13 protein-coding genes are annotated in these 13,282 nt (G+C 44.6%); 12 read left to right on the top strand and 1 reads right to left on the bottom strand.

Annotated elements, in window-relative coordinates; genetic code table 11:
* The first annotated feature begins 53 nt into the window (after positions 1 to 53).
* The 5 genes from SC79_RS09015 to SC79_RS08995 all read left to right on the top strand — a co-directional run bounded on the left by SC79_RS09015 (position 54) and on the right by SC79_RS08995 (position 6,096).
* Entirely contained in the window at positions 54 to 1,199 is a 1,146-nt protein-coding gene (locus SC79_RS09015; RefSeq protein WP_039074760.1) for a cysteine desulfurase family protein, read from the top strand.
* Positions 1,200 to 1,202: 3 nt separating this feature from the next.
* The gene (gene thiI / locus SC79_RS09010) at positions 1,203 to 2,408 is read left to right on the top strand and encodes a tRNA uracil 4-sulfurtransferase ThiI (RefSeq protein ID WP_039074759.1); all 1,206 of its coding nucleotides are present in this window, start codon (positions 1,203 to 1,205) and stop codon (positions 2,406 to 2,408) included.
* A 92-nt stretch (positions 2,409 to 2,500) separates the two neighbouring features.
* The gene (locus SC79_RS09005) at positions 2,501 to 2,716 is read left to right on the top strand and encodes an alpha/beta-type small acid-soluble spore protein (RefSeq protein WP_010329658.1); all 216 of its coding nucleotides are present in this window, start codon (positions 2,501 to 2,503) and stop codon (positions 2,714 to 2,716) included.
* A gap of 179 nt (positions 2,717 to 2,895) precedes the next feature.
* Positions 2,896 to 4,485, top strand: a complete 1,590-nt coding sequence (mbcS, locus tag SC79_RS09000) for an acyl-CoA synthetase MbcS (RefSeq protein ID WP_010329659.1) — start codon at positions 2,896 to 2,898, stop codon at positions 4,483 to 4,485.
* A 21-nt stretch (positions 4,486 to 4,506) separates the two neighbouring features.
* The gene (locus SC79_RS08995; protein WP_039074758.1) at positions 4,507 to 6,096 is read left to right on the top strand and encodes an amidohydrolase; all 1,590 of its coding nucleotides are present in this window, start codon (positions 4,507 to 4,509) and stop codon (positions 6,094 to 6,096) included.
* 234 nt (positions 6,097 to 6,330) lie between these two features.
* On the opposite strand, the gene SC79_RS08990 is transcribed toward SC79_RS08995, so the two are convergent.
* A complete protein-coding gene (locus SC79_RS08990; protein ID WP_010329661.1) occupies positions 6,331 to 7,134 on the bottom strand; it encodes an NAD kinase in 804 nt (267 codons plus the stop codon).
* A 186-nt stretch (positions 7,135 to 7,320) separates the two neighbouring features.
* Between SC79_RS08990 and sppA the strand changes: the two genes are divergently transcribed.
* From sppA to SC79_RS08955, 7 genes are all read left to right on the top strand, one after another.
* The gene (gene sppA, locus SC79_RS08985) at positions 7,321 to 8,328 is read left to right on the top strand and encodes a signal peptide peptidase SppA (RefSeq protein WP_039074757.1); all 1,008 of its coding nucleotides are present in this window, start codon (positions 7,321 to 7,323) and stop codon (positions 8,326 to 8,328) included.
* Positions 8,329 to 8,340: 12 nt separating this feature from the next.
* A complete protein-coding gene (locus SC79_RS08980; protein ID WP_039074756.1) occupies positions 8,341 to 8,835 on the top strand; it encodes an RDD family protein in 495 nt (164 codons plus the stop codon).
* Positions 8,836 to 8,910: 75 nt separating this feature from the next.
* Entirely contained in the window at positions 8,911 to 9,591 is a 681-nt protein-coding gene (locus SC79_RS08975) for a DUF2953 domain-containing protein (RefSeq protein WP_039074755.1), read from the top strand.
* A 13-nt stretch (positions 9,592 to 9,604) separates the two neighbouring features.
* Positions 9,605 to 10,060, top strand: coding sequence for a GerW family sporulation protein (gene ytfJ, locus SC79_RS08970; protein ID WP_003223504.1), 456 nt, complete (start codon positions 9,605 to 9,607; stop codon positions 10,058 to 10,060).
* Between the two features lie 108 nt (positions 10,061 to 10,168).
* Complete coding sequence (tpx, locus tag SC79_RS08965; protein WP_010329664.1) at positions 10,169 to 10,672, top strand: thiol peroxidase; 504 nt, start codon at positions 10,169 to 10,171, stop codon at positions 10,670 to 10,672.
* A 58-nt stretch (positions 10,673 to 10,730) separates the two neighbouring features.
* Positions 10,731 to 11,717, top strand: coding sequence for a class I SAM-dependent methyltransferase (locus SC79_RS08960; protein ID WP_039074754.1), 987 nt, complete (start codon positions 10,731 to 10,733; stop codon positions 11,715 to 11,717).
* A gap of 346 nt (positions 11,718 to 12,063) precedes the next feature.
* Positions 12,064 to 13,251, top strand: coding sequence for an acetate kinase (locus SC79_RS08955; protein WP_010329666.1), 1,188 nt, complete (start codon positions 12,064 to 12,066; stop codon positions 13,249 to 13,251).
* Positions 13,252 to 13,282: the final 31 nt, after the last annotated feature.

Below are 13,282 nucleotides of genomic sequence, written 5' to 3'. Positions count from 1 at the left end.
TGGTAACATATAAAATTAGTTTTGTATCGCTTTCATATTAAAGGAGTAAAAAGATGTTATATTTAGACAATAGTTCAACGACTAAACCTTACGACGAAGTCTTGGACACATATGAACAAACAAGCAGACGATACTTTGGAAATCCTTCATCTTTGCACCGGTATGGAGCTGAAACGGAACAGCTGCTTCAGGCAGCTAAACATCAGATAAAAAGAGCCTTAGGCCTAAAGAATTATGATATTATCTTTGCGTCAGGCGCTACAGAAGCTAATAACTTGGCTTTAAAAGGAGCCGCTTTGTCAAAAATAAAAGCAGGCAAACATATCATTGCCACTTCGATCGAGCATCCATCTGTTACGGAATCATTAGAACAGCTGACAGAGTTATTCGGGTTTGACGTCACTTATCTTTCAGTGAACGAAGACGGATTTGTCTCAATTGAAGAACTGAAACAAGCCATACGCCCTGATACAGTGCTTGTCAGCATGATGCATGTGAACAATGAAGTCGGTTCCGTACAGCCGATTGAAGAAGCGGGTGAAGTGCTGAAAGAGCACCCGAACATTTTGTTTCACGTCGATTATGTGCAGGGCATCTATAAAGTGCCATTGGCCATTGAAAAGGCAGGCATTGATCTTTGTTCGATTTCCGGGCATAAATTTCACGGCCTAAAAGGGACAGGCGCGCTTATCGTAAAAGAAGGAACACGCTTGATTCCGTTGATCACAGGGGGCTCCCAGCAAAAAGGCATACGGGCCGGAACGGAGCATATTGCGGGCGCGGTTTCGCTTGCCAAAGCCATTAATCTTGCCGCTGCTGATTTTGAAACACGCCTTGACACGATGGCAGCCGCGAAGGAATTGTTTATGATAAAGCTGAGTGAAACCGAAGGCGTTGTGGTCAACACGCCACACATAAATAGTGCGCCGCACATTATTAATTTCTCTGTTCCGGGGATTAAAGCAGAGGTGCTTTTGCACATGCTTGAAGAACAGGATATATTCGTCTCAACCACTTCGGCCTGCTCGGCAAAAGAGCATAAGCCCAGCAAAGTTCTCCTGCAGATGGGCAAGGGAGAGCAAATTGCCGGCAGCAGCATCAGAATCAGCTTAAACTACAGCCAGACAAGCGATGTGGCAGAACCGTTTATGAGCGCGCTCCGTCCTGGCATCAAAAAATTAAAGAAAATGATGAGGTAGAACATGAATTACGATCATATATTAATTCGTTTTGGGGAAATTTCAACCAAAGGCAAAAACAGAAAAAGCTTTATTGAGCGCTTAAAGCAAAACGTCAGACTCGTTTTGAAAGACTATCCGAACTTGAAATACTTTTCCAATCGGGACCGGATGACGATTACATTAAATGGAGAAGATCCGGAGGCTCTTTTTCCTCATTTAAAGCAGGTGTTTGGCATTCAAAGCTTCAGCCTGGCGATTAAATGTGACAGCCGCCTAGATGAGATTAAGGCAACTGCTCTGCAGGCTATTGAGGATCAGTATCAGCCCGGTGATACGTTTAAAGTGGCGACAAAGAGAGCGTATAAACAATTTGAATTAGATACAAACGAAATGAACGCTGAAATCGGCGGCCACATTTTGAGACATACAGAAGGACTGACAGTCGATGTCCGCAACCCTGATATTCCGCTCAGAATCGAAATCAGGGAGGAAGCGACTTTTTTGACGATTCGCGATGAAAAAGGTGCAGGCGGACTGCCAGTTGATTCAGCAGGCAAAGCGATGCTCATGCTTTCCGGCGGTTTTGACAGCCCTGTGGCAGGTTTTTATGCGATGAAACGGGGACTGTCGGTAGAAGCTGTACATTTCTTCAGTCCGCCATACACAAGCGAGCGCGCAAAGCAAAAGGTAATGGACCTGGCAAAATGTTTGTCCCGCTTTGGGGGAAGCATGACGCTTCATATCGTTCCGTTTACAAAAACGCAGGAGCTCATCCAAAAACAAATCCCTGAGAACTACACAATGACGGCAACCCGCCGCCTTATGCTTCAAATTGCTGACAGAATCCGAGAAAAGAGAAACGGGCTTGCGATCATTACAGGAGAGAGCCTCGGCCAGGTAGCGAGCCAAACGCTTGAAAGCATGTATGCGATAAATGCGGTGACGTCAACCCCGATTTTGCGTCCGTTAATCGGCATGGATAAAACAGACATCATCGAAAAGTCACGGGAAATCGGCACATACGAGACAAGCATTCAGCCGTTTGAAGACTGCTGCACGATCTTTACGCCGCCAAGCCCGAAAACACGTCCTAAAAAAGAAAAAATCGAACACTATGAAAGCTTTGTTGATTTCGAACCGTTTATCCAAGAAGCGGTTGAAAACATTGAGACCATGACGCTGTATAGCGAACTAGAAGCAAACGATAAATTCGCGGAACTCTTTTAGGTCAGCCCAGCTCCCTGTCTACAATTACCAAAGTTTTTCTGAATGAAGCCATGTGTTTTAACACAATCTATACTCACAAGGAGGTGAGACACATGGCACAAAACAGTCAAAACGGTAACAGCAGTAACCAACTTCTAGTACCAGGAGCTGCTCAAGCGATCGACCAAATGAAATTAGAAATCGCTTCTGAATTCGGTGTAAACCTTGGAGCGGACACAACTTCTCGCGCTAACGGTTCTGTTGGAGGAGAGATCACAAAACGTCTTGTATCTTTTGCTCAACAAAACATGGGCGGAGGACAATTCTAATTTACAATTTCACATAATGGCTTAGGAGTGGGGTTTTTCCCCACTCTTTTTCGTTTTTATATACATAAAAGGACCAGCGACCTATAAAAACACATGTTTATCGAGCTTGTTTTTAGGCAAATCCTTACGGAAAGAGCTTGTATTTATGTATAATGGGTGGAGAAAGTGAGGAGTTGTTCGTGTTAAAACGAGAAGATTTAATTGCCCCTATGCAATATAATTTAGTCAATGAAATGGAAAAGTTCAGTGCGGCTGGACAAAAAACCGCTCTTCTATGGGAGGATGAGACTGGCAAGCAAGAATCCTGGTCATACGAAAAGCTGATGGAAGAAACAAATAAAATCGGAGCGGCTTTGGCTGACCTTGGATTTAAAAAGGGCGACAAGGTGATTGTAATGGTTCCGCGGGTGCTCGAAGCCTATGCTGTTTATCTGGCTATCCTGAAATCAGGAATGGTTGTCATCCCGTGCTCTGAAATGCTTCGTGCGAAAGATCTTGAATACCGGATAGAACACGCGGAAGTGAAAGGCGCTATTGTCTATTCTGCGTTTATTGGCGCTTTCCGTGATGTCAGTACAGCTGACAAACTGATTAAGCTGTCTATTGGCGAAAACGAGGCCGGCTGGAAAAATCTCTTATCGATTGAAGCGGACGGAAGCCAATTTCAAACGGCTGACACAACTAGGGAAGATATGGCATTTTTATCTTATACCTCCGGAACAACAGGTCAGCCTAAAGGTGTTGTACATACGCACGGTTGGGCATTTGCTCATTTAAAAACATCTGCCGGCGCTTGGCTTGATATTTCTGAAAAGGATATCGTCTGGGCGACTGCTGCCCCAGGCTGGCAAAAGTGGGTGTGGAGCCCATTTTTAGCGGTGCTCGGCAGTGGAGCAACGGGTTTTGTGTACCAAGGCAGATTCAAAGCAGAAAAATATTTAGAACTGTTAAACCGCTACAAAGTCAATGTCTTCTGCTGTACGCCGACGGAATACCGCTTAATGGCGAAAGTCGAAGGCTTGGACCGCTATGACCTTTCTGCTTTGCACAGCGCCGTTTCTGCAGGCGAGCCGCTCAATCGTGAAGTCATTGATGTGTTCCAAAAGCACTTCGGCATTAAAGTTCGGGACGGATACGGCCAAACAGAAAGCACGCTTTTAGTCGGTGTCTTAAAAGACATGGATATTAAACCGGGAAGCATGGGAAAACCGACACCGGGAAATCAGGTGGAGATCATTGATGGAGACGGTGAAATCTGTAAAACTGGCGAAGTTGGCGATATCGCTGTCCACCTTAGCACGCCGGCACTCTTTAAAGAATATTACAAAGATCCGGACAGAATGAAGACACAAATTCGCGGTGATTATTTCCTAACAGGAGACAGAGCAAAAAAAGACGAGGAAGGTTATTTCTGGTTTGAAAGCCGAAATGATGATATCATCATCAGCTCCGGCTACACGATCGGGCCATTCGAAGTGGAAGACGCGCTCGTTAAGCACCCTGAAGTAAAAGAATGTGCTGTTGTTGCAAGCCCCGATGAAATCAGAGGCTCGATCGTTAAGGCGTACGTTGTCCTGCAAGATCATGAAAAACGCAGTGATGAGCTTGTCAAAAAGCTGCAAAACCATGTGAAGACCATCACGGCTCCATACAAATATCCTCGAGAAATTGAATTTGTGGAGAGCCTGCCGAAAACGGCTTCTGCAAAAATCAGACGCGTGGAATTAAGAAAACGTGAAGAACAGCTCAAAGCCAATAAAAAGGCGTAGAAGAAAGAGAGTGAACGTGAAGTGAAGGCGATATGGCACGGCGGTTTCATTTATACGATGCTCGAAGAAGGCGATCGTACAGAGGCGGTTTATGTTGAGGATGGTGTCATAAAAAGCACTGGGAGCTATGAGCATCTGAAGAAAAAGTACGGGTCTCCGGAAACAGAAGAAATCAGTCTGAACGGGGCAGTGATGTTTCCCGGATTTGTCGACAGCCATTTGCATTTAATCGGTCACGGTGAGAAACAGCTTCAGCTTGATCTGTCTGCGCTGACGTCTAAAGAAGCTATTGTACAGGCAGTGAAGGAAAGAGAACGGCAGTGTCCTGAAGGCGATTGGCTCATTGGAGAAGGATGGAATGAAAATCAATTTGAGACACCGGACTATTTGACAAAGCATGATCTTGACCGTTTATTTCCAGAGAGACCCGTCTTGCTTAAGCGAATATGCCGGCATGCGCTGACTGTTAATTCTGCGGCTCTTCAAGCGGCAGGGATTACAAGACACACTCCTGACCCTGACGGAGGGGTCATCGTAAAAGATGCAAATGGTGAGCCGACCGGGCTTCTGTTTGACAAGGCGCAGGATCTCATTCTGAAGGCTGTCCCGCCAGTCTCCCAGCAATATGTTGATGAGGCGCTTACAGCTGCAATAAAAGACTGCTGGACAAAAGGCCTGACGGGGGGACATTCGGAAGACTTGTCCTATTATGGTGATGTGTCGGTGCCGATAAAAGCTTATGAGAAAGCTGCCGCAAGCGGAAGGTATCCGTTTCGCTGTCATTTGCTCGTTCATCATGAAGCGGTTGATCGCTGGGAGCGTCTGGAGCAGCCGTCGGGCCCGTATGTGGAATTCGGTGCGATGAAAATTTTTGCTGACGGGGCGCTTGGCGGAAGAACGGCTTTATTGAAAGAACCATATCACGACGATCCATCCACTAATGGTGTTCAAGTTCATGATGACGAAACCCTTGGCCGGCTCATTCGAAAAGCGAGAGAAAAAGGCATGGAGGTTGCCGTTCATGTAATCGGTGATCTTGCGTTTGAAAAAGTGCTGAACGCAATTGAAAAGCATCCGCCAAAAAGCGGCCGGCATGATCGGCTCATTCACGCTCAGGTGCTCAATGATGAATTAATCGAAAAAGCGGCACGCATGCCGATCGCGCTTGACCTTCAGCCCCATTTCGTCGCCAGTGATTTTCCGTGGGTCATTGACCGTCTTGGAAAAGACCGAATGAACACAGCTTTTGCGTGGAAAACGCTGCTGTCTAAAGGCATGTTATGCGCGGGAGGCTCAGACGCACCGATTGAGCCTGTTGACCCGCTTCTTGGCATTCAATCCGCGGTGCTCCGGAAAAGCAGCCATGAGAAGAACGGGCCGAGCTATCATGAAAGCGAATGTTTAACGGTGTATGAAGCGATTGAGCTCTATACAAAAGGAAGCGCCAAGATCATTTATAAAGAGAAGTCACGAGGGAAAATTGCAGAGGGCTATGATGCGGATTTTACGGTTCTCAGCGATGACCCATTTACAATTGACCCTGCACAGCTTCATCTTTTGGACATTAACAAGACCGTAATCAACGGTCAAATTGTATATGAGAAATCATAAAAGGACAGGCGGAAGCCTGTCCTTTCAGCGTGTCGACAAACCCTCGCATTCGTTGTCAGTCCTGCGCGTTGGTGCTCACGAATTGCTACATTCGCTGTGCTCCAATGCTCGTCCTTCCTAGACTTCAAGGGTTTTCAATCACGCTGAAAAGATGACAAAGTCATAAAACAAAAACCGTTTTATGACTTTGTCAACAATCTGAAAGGACAGGCGGCAGCCTGTCCTTTTCATTTTCTATAAAAAAGTGCGCTTCACTTTCTCCCAAAAAGAATTGTCTTTTAGTTTGACTGTTTTGATTTTTTTGTCAGACAGTTTGATTTCGATCGTTTTCACGTTTCTCGTGCTGAGTGCTTCATTGTCCAAGCCGATAATTGGGTGTTCATTGCCGTCTTGCATCACGCGAAGGGTCAGCTTTCGGTCAGAACTGAGGACAAATGGCGAGCCTAGTGTCCTATAGGTGTTATTGTTAAGAGATGCAAGCTCAGAGACCTGAATGCATGGAAGCAGCGGATCAACAACTGCTCCTGCAACGGACTTGTTATATGCGGTGCTGCCTGTCGGCGTTGAGATAATCATGCCGTCTCCTCTAAACGTTTCGAAGTGCAGGTCATCAATCAGCACATCCATCACAAAGGTCTTAATAATGCTTGAACGGATGGAAACCTCGTTTAAGCAGTGAAAAGGGCTGGCGTTGTCCACTGTCACTTCAATCAGCGGATATTTTCTGACTTCTATTTGTTCAAACGTCATTGCATCGACCATTTTTCCGTGATCATCACTATGAAAGTCACAATATAAATGAGCTTTCCCTTTTTTGGTAATGCCGACGTACAAGCAATCGTCACGGAAATTCGTCTTTCTGACTGCTTGCAAAAATGTGCCGTCCCCGCCAATACTTGCGATAATATTGGCGTCTGATGGCTGATTCACAACTGTAAATCCATGCTCTTCAGCCAATTGTGTTAACGAGCTGGCTTGTTCGTTTGTTTTCTGGTCTTGTTTGTGAAAAAAATAAACATTACGGCGTTGATCGGTCATATCCCATTTCCCCTTTAGCTGTCATATTTAAGTTTTTCTGTTATCCAGTATTTATGATAAAATACCTTTGGCCATAAGTGTACCATGTTTGCCGGCAGTCAGTTAAGCAGGAGCTTTCTCATCACATGAAACATTTTTCATATTGAACCGTATAATGAGAGAGTCTGGGAAAAAGGAGGAGAAAAAATGAATGCAAAAAGATGGATTGCATTAGTGATTGCCTTGGGTATTTTCGGTGTCTCCATCATCGTCAGCATCTCAATGAGTTTCTTTGAAAGCGTCAAAGGCGCTCAAACGGATCTCACATCACTGACGGATGAATCGCAGGAAAAGACCCTGGAAAACGGCAGTCTCACAAGTAAAATTGCTGTATTGGAAGTCAGCGGCACCATTCAGGATAATGGGGATTCAAGCAGTCTGCTCGGTTCAGGGGGATATAACCACAGAACGTTTTTGAAAAACCTTGAGCGTGCAAAAGATGACAAGGCAGTTAAAGGAATCGTACTGAAGGTGAATTCTCCGGGCGGCGGAGTCTATGAAAGTGCTGAAATACATAAGAAGCTGGAAGAAATCAAGAAAGAAACAAAAAAACCGATTTACGTGTCGATGGGATCGATGGCAGCATCCGGCGGCTATTACATCTCAACGGCGGCTGATAAGATTTTTGCCACCCCGGAAACCTTGACCGGGTCACTTGGCGTCATTATGGAAAGCGTCAATTATGCAAAGCTTGCTGATAAGCTCGGTATTTCTTTTGAAACAATTAAGAGCGGGGCCCATAAGGATATTATGTCTCCTTCCCGTGAGATGACGAAAGAAGAAAAGAACATCATGCAATCAATGGTCGATAATTCTTATGAAGGTTTTGTTGAAGTCATTTCTGAAGGCCGCGGCATGCCGAAAGCAGAGGTAAAGAAAATTGCGGACGGACGCGTATATGACGGTCGGCAGGCGAAAAAACTGAATCTCGTTGATGAGCTTGGTTTTTATGACGATACCATTTCAGCGATGAAAAAGGATCATAAAGATTTGAAAAGCGCCTCTGTCATTTCTTACGAGAAAAGCTTCGGGTTAGGCTCGCTGTTTTCCATGGGCGCCAACAAAATGTTTAAGAGTGAAATCGATTTTCTGAATATGAAAGAAATCCTTTCACAATCTGGTTCGCCGAGAATGATGTATCTCTATGCGAAGTAGGAGGGGTCTATAATGGATGTGACTTATGAAGAGTTAGAGCGCAATGACTTCAAAGGCCCGCTAGAAGCGGAGCAGCTTACACATGCTTATGCGGGCTTTTGGGTTCGTTTCTGGGCTTTTTTGCTTGATTGGCTCGTTGTATGGGGATTAAACCATTTACTTGTTTCTCCCCTCTTTACCGTAATGGATCTGCCGAAAACATCCGGCATGTTTACCTTCTCGGCCTACAGTGTGACTACGCTTATTGTGTATCTTGCCTATTTTGCGCTGATGACAAAGTTCTTTAGGCAGACGCTTGGAAAAATGGTATTCGGCCTCAAAGTGGTTTCCGTGAAGCATGATCATCAGCTGACATGGAGTACAGTGATTTTTCGTGAAGTAGTCGGACGGTATATTGATAAGATTTGGATTCTATATATCGTTGTTGCTTTTTCGCCTACAAAACAGGGGATTCATGATTACATTGCGGATACGACTGTGGTGCATGAAAAACTATATCGTAAATAACCGATAAACCCGGACCTCGTCCGGGTTTATTTTTTTCTGAATTGGCGATAATGCTCCTAGAGGAAGTGAGAGAATATGGTATATGTGCTGACAGCCATTCTTATTCTTATAGGTATCGTGCTGCTTCTCAGAATGAAAATGTATGTTGCTGTTGAGTATCTTCATGCTGATGATAACGACAAACTGACCTTGAAGATCACAGCGCTGTTTGGCCTGATCCGGATCAAAAAAATGATCCCGGCCATTAAGGTGAACAAAGCTGACGGAACAGTTGATATCAAACAAAAAACAAAATCCAAAGTGAAAAAAAGCAGCAGCGAGAAAAAAATTACGTTTGATGATGTGCAGCAAAGCATTCATAGAATCGAAATGATTTTGCATCAGGTCAAAAATTTGCGGAAAATCAGCGCGTCTTTTCTGGCGCATTTACATATTACAAAACTCGAATGGATTACAATCGTAGGAATTCAAGACGCAGCAGTGACAGGTGTGTTAACAGGTGCTGTTTGGGGTGTGAAAGGCGGCATCGCTGCAATGCTTTATGACCATCTGAACTTTGTCAATAAGCCCGTCTATGAAGTGATTCCGTCATTTCAAGTCCCTGTCTCCAGAACCCACTTTCAGTGTATATTCTTTTTTCGCTTTGGACATGCTATGCTTGCAGCTTTCAAATTCGTCAAATACGGACGGGAGCTATCCGTATTAAAGAAGAATCCGTCGTCCCGAATGACTTCAAAGAATGATTCATCAGTTTAAGGAGGAAGCGTATATGGCAGACCATCCCATCCAAGGTTTAATGAAAACCGCAATGGAAAACTTGAAGGAAATGATTGATGTTAACACCATCATCGGAGATCCGGTTGAAACGCCGGATGGAAGCGTGATTTTAACCGTTTCTAAAGTTGGATTCGGCTTCGCCGCAGGCGGAAGCGAGTTTGGCGGAAAGCCGGCTGAAAAGAAATCGGAAGACGATGAGACAAGGGAACAAAAACTTCCTTTCGGAGGCGGAAGCGGGGGCGGTGTGTCCATTACGCCGATCGCGTTTTTAATTGTCGGATCGACAGGAATTAGAATGCTTCATTTAGATGAAAATACCCATTTGATTGAGAAAATCTTAGACGCAGCCCCTCAAACCCTTGAACGCATCCAGCAAATGTTCAAGAAAAATAACAAGAACCAAGGCCAGGGCCAAAATCAAAACCAAATGAACAATATGAATTATTAAAGAAGGTTAACTGCGGCCGCCGCAGTTAACTTTTTTTTGGCATAAACTTTGCAGTTTACAGGAAACTTTACTATGATAGAGACATACATACAAAAGGGAGGAATTATAATGGCTGAAATTACATTTAAAGGCGGTCCGGTTACACTTATCGGACAAGAAGTGAAAGTAGGAGAACAAGCTCCTGACTTCACAGTGCTGACTAACAGCCTTGAAGAAAAATCGTTAGCTGATATGAAAGGAAAGGTAACGATTATTTCTGTTATCCCTTCAATTGACACAGGTGTTTGTGATGCGCAAACACGCCGTTTTAACGAAGAAGCAGCTAAGCTTGGAGATGTCAACGTCTACACAATCAGTGCAGACCTTCCCTTTGCACAAGCCCGCTGGTGCGGCGCAAACGGAATTGATAGAGTGGAAACGCTGTCTGACCACAGAGAGATGTCATTTGGCGAAGCGTTCGGTGTGTATATTAAAGAACTTCGTCTGCTTGCGCGTTCCGTATTCGTCCTTGATGAGAGCGGAAAAGTCGTTTACGCAGAATATGTAAGTGAAGCAACAAACCATCCGAACTATGAGGAGCCTATTGAGGCTGCCAAGGCATTAGTGAAGTAAGCAGGGAAAAAGCTCCTGGCTGCCGCCGGAGCTTTTTTTATGGCAAGGAGGAACACATATGCAAAAAGACAATGTAGGCGCGGTGTACGAGCTGTTAGACGAAGCCGCGATCATCATAAAGAATGAATGGCAAATTTCATATATAGAGGCGCTGGCTGAGGCGGGAGAAATGTATTTTCTTGAAAAAACCGACCAGCTGAAACTGTCTGATAAGAAAAACGAACAGCTTCAGGCTTTGCTCGGGAAAGCGGAGTTCGGCACTTATGAGCACGAATGGGTGCGCAAAGCTTTTCAGCTATCCGTCCTGAAAGGGCTGAAAGATATCTCCCATCCGAACAGACAGATGACGCCTGACACGATTGGGCTATTCATCAGTTATTTGGTGAATAAGTTTATGGCGGACAAAAAGGAACTGACAATCCTTGATCCTGCTGTGGGAACGGGGAATCTTCTGTTCACCGTGCTGAACCAGCTGTCTGAAAAAACGGCCAATAGCTATGGAATTGAGATTGATGACGTGCTCTTAAAGATCGCGTATGCCCAAGCGAACCTTTTGAAAAAAGAGCTTGAGCTTTTCCATCAGGACAGCCTTGAACCGCTGTTTATCGATCCTGTTGACACGGTAATATGCGATCTGCCGGTCGGCTATTATCCGAATGACGAAGGAGCAGAAGCGTTTGACCTCAAAGCGGACGAAGGCCATTCCTTCGCACATCATCTGTTTATTGAACAGAGCGTCAAACATACCAAACCGGGTGGCTATTTATTTTTTATGATCCCGAATCATTTGTTTGAGAGCTCTCAAAGCGACAAGCTGAAACAGTTTTTCAAAGATAAGGTTCATATCAACGCCCTTTTGCAGCTCCCAAAATCGATATTTAAAGATGAGGCTCATGCCAAAAGCATTCTTGTGCTTCAGAAAAAAGGAGAGGAGACAAAAGCGCCGGGGCAAATTCTGCTTGCGAATCTTCCGTCTTTCTCCAATCAGAAGGCAACGCTTGATATGATGGCTCAAATAGATGCGTGGGTTACAAAAGAAAAATAGATGTCGAATAGCAGCTTAGGCAGCCGTCATACGATGGATACCTAAGCTGTTTTTATTATGACGCTTGATGACCGAACAGACGAATGGAAACAAGCTTTACAACACAAAATACAGAAGGGAAAAACCGCAACATGTAAGCGTTCATCAATACGAAATCTGCAGATAATATATCAGAAAATAACGACTTCTAAGTGTAAGCGTTACCAATATACAAGTTGACTTGAAATGCCGACATGACAATGTTTAAATGGAAAAGTCAGATATTTTTCGGAGAAGATAAAGATATTCACCGGGAAAAAAGTACGAAAACGAAGTTGTTGATACAGAGTATAAAGGAGCGTCAATCATGTCCAAAATTATTGCAATTAACGCAGGAAGCTCGTCTTTGAAATTTCAGCTTTTCGAAATGCCTTCAGAAACTGTTTTAACGAAGGGTTTAGTTGAACGAATTGGTATCGCCGATAGCGTATTCACGATTTCTGTAAACGGCGAAAAAAATACAGAAGTAACTGATATTCCGGATCATGCTGTAGCGGTTAAAATGCTGCTGAGTAAGCTAACGGAATTCGGCATTATTAAAGATTTAAACGAAATTGACGGAATTGGCCACCGTGTCGTTCACGGCGGAGAAAAATTCAGCGATTCTGTCTTATTAACGGATGAAACCATTCAGGAAATTGAAGATATTTCTGAATTGGCACCGCTTCACAACCCGGCAAATATCGTTGGAATTAAAGCGTTCAAAGAAGTGCTTCCAAATGTTCCTGCGGTTGCTGTTTTTGATACGGCATTCCACCAAACAATGCCTGAGCAGTCTTACCTGTACAGCCTGCCGTATGACTACTATGAAAAATTCGGCATCCGTAAATACGGCTTCCACGGCACTTCACATAAATATGTGACTGAGCGCGCGGCAGAGCTTCTCGGCCGTCCGTTAAAAGACTTACGCCTGATTTCCTGCCACCTTGGAAACGGCGCAAGTATCGCTGCTGTTGAAGGCGGAAAATCAATTGATACATCTATGGGCTTTACGCCGCTTGCCGGTGTTGCAATGGGTACACGCTCTGGAAACATCGACCCTGCCCTGATTCCATATATCATGGAGAAAACAGGCCAAACGGCTGACGAAGTACTGAATACATTAAATAAAAAAAGCGGCCTGCTCGGCATTTCCGGTTTCTCAAGCGATCTTCGTGACATCGTTGAAGCAACAAAAGAAGGAAATGAGCGCGCGGAAACGGCTCTTGAAGTCTTCGCAAGCAGAATCCACAAATACATCGGTTCTTACGCTGCAAGAATGAGCGGTGTGGATGCGATCATCTTTACTGCCGGCATCGGTGAAAACAGTGTGGAAGTCAGAGAACGCGTTCTTCGCGGCTTAGAATTCATGGGCGTATACTGGGATACTGCGCTTAATAACGTACGCGGCGAGGAAGCTTTCATCAGCTATCCGCATTCTCCAGTAAAAGTCATGATCATTCCGACTGATGAAGAAGTCATGATTGCACGCGACGTTGTTCGTTTAGCAAAATAAATCGCATGAAAGCACATTCTCTTGAATGTGC

Source organism: Bacillus sp. MSP13, from assembly GCF_000815295.1.
Taxonomy (GTDB): Bacteria; Bacillota; Bacilli; order Bacillales; family Bacillaceae; genus Bacillus; species Bacillus vallismortis.
This window is presented reverse-complemented; position numbering and strand designations above follow the sequence as displayed.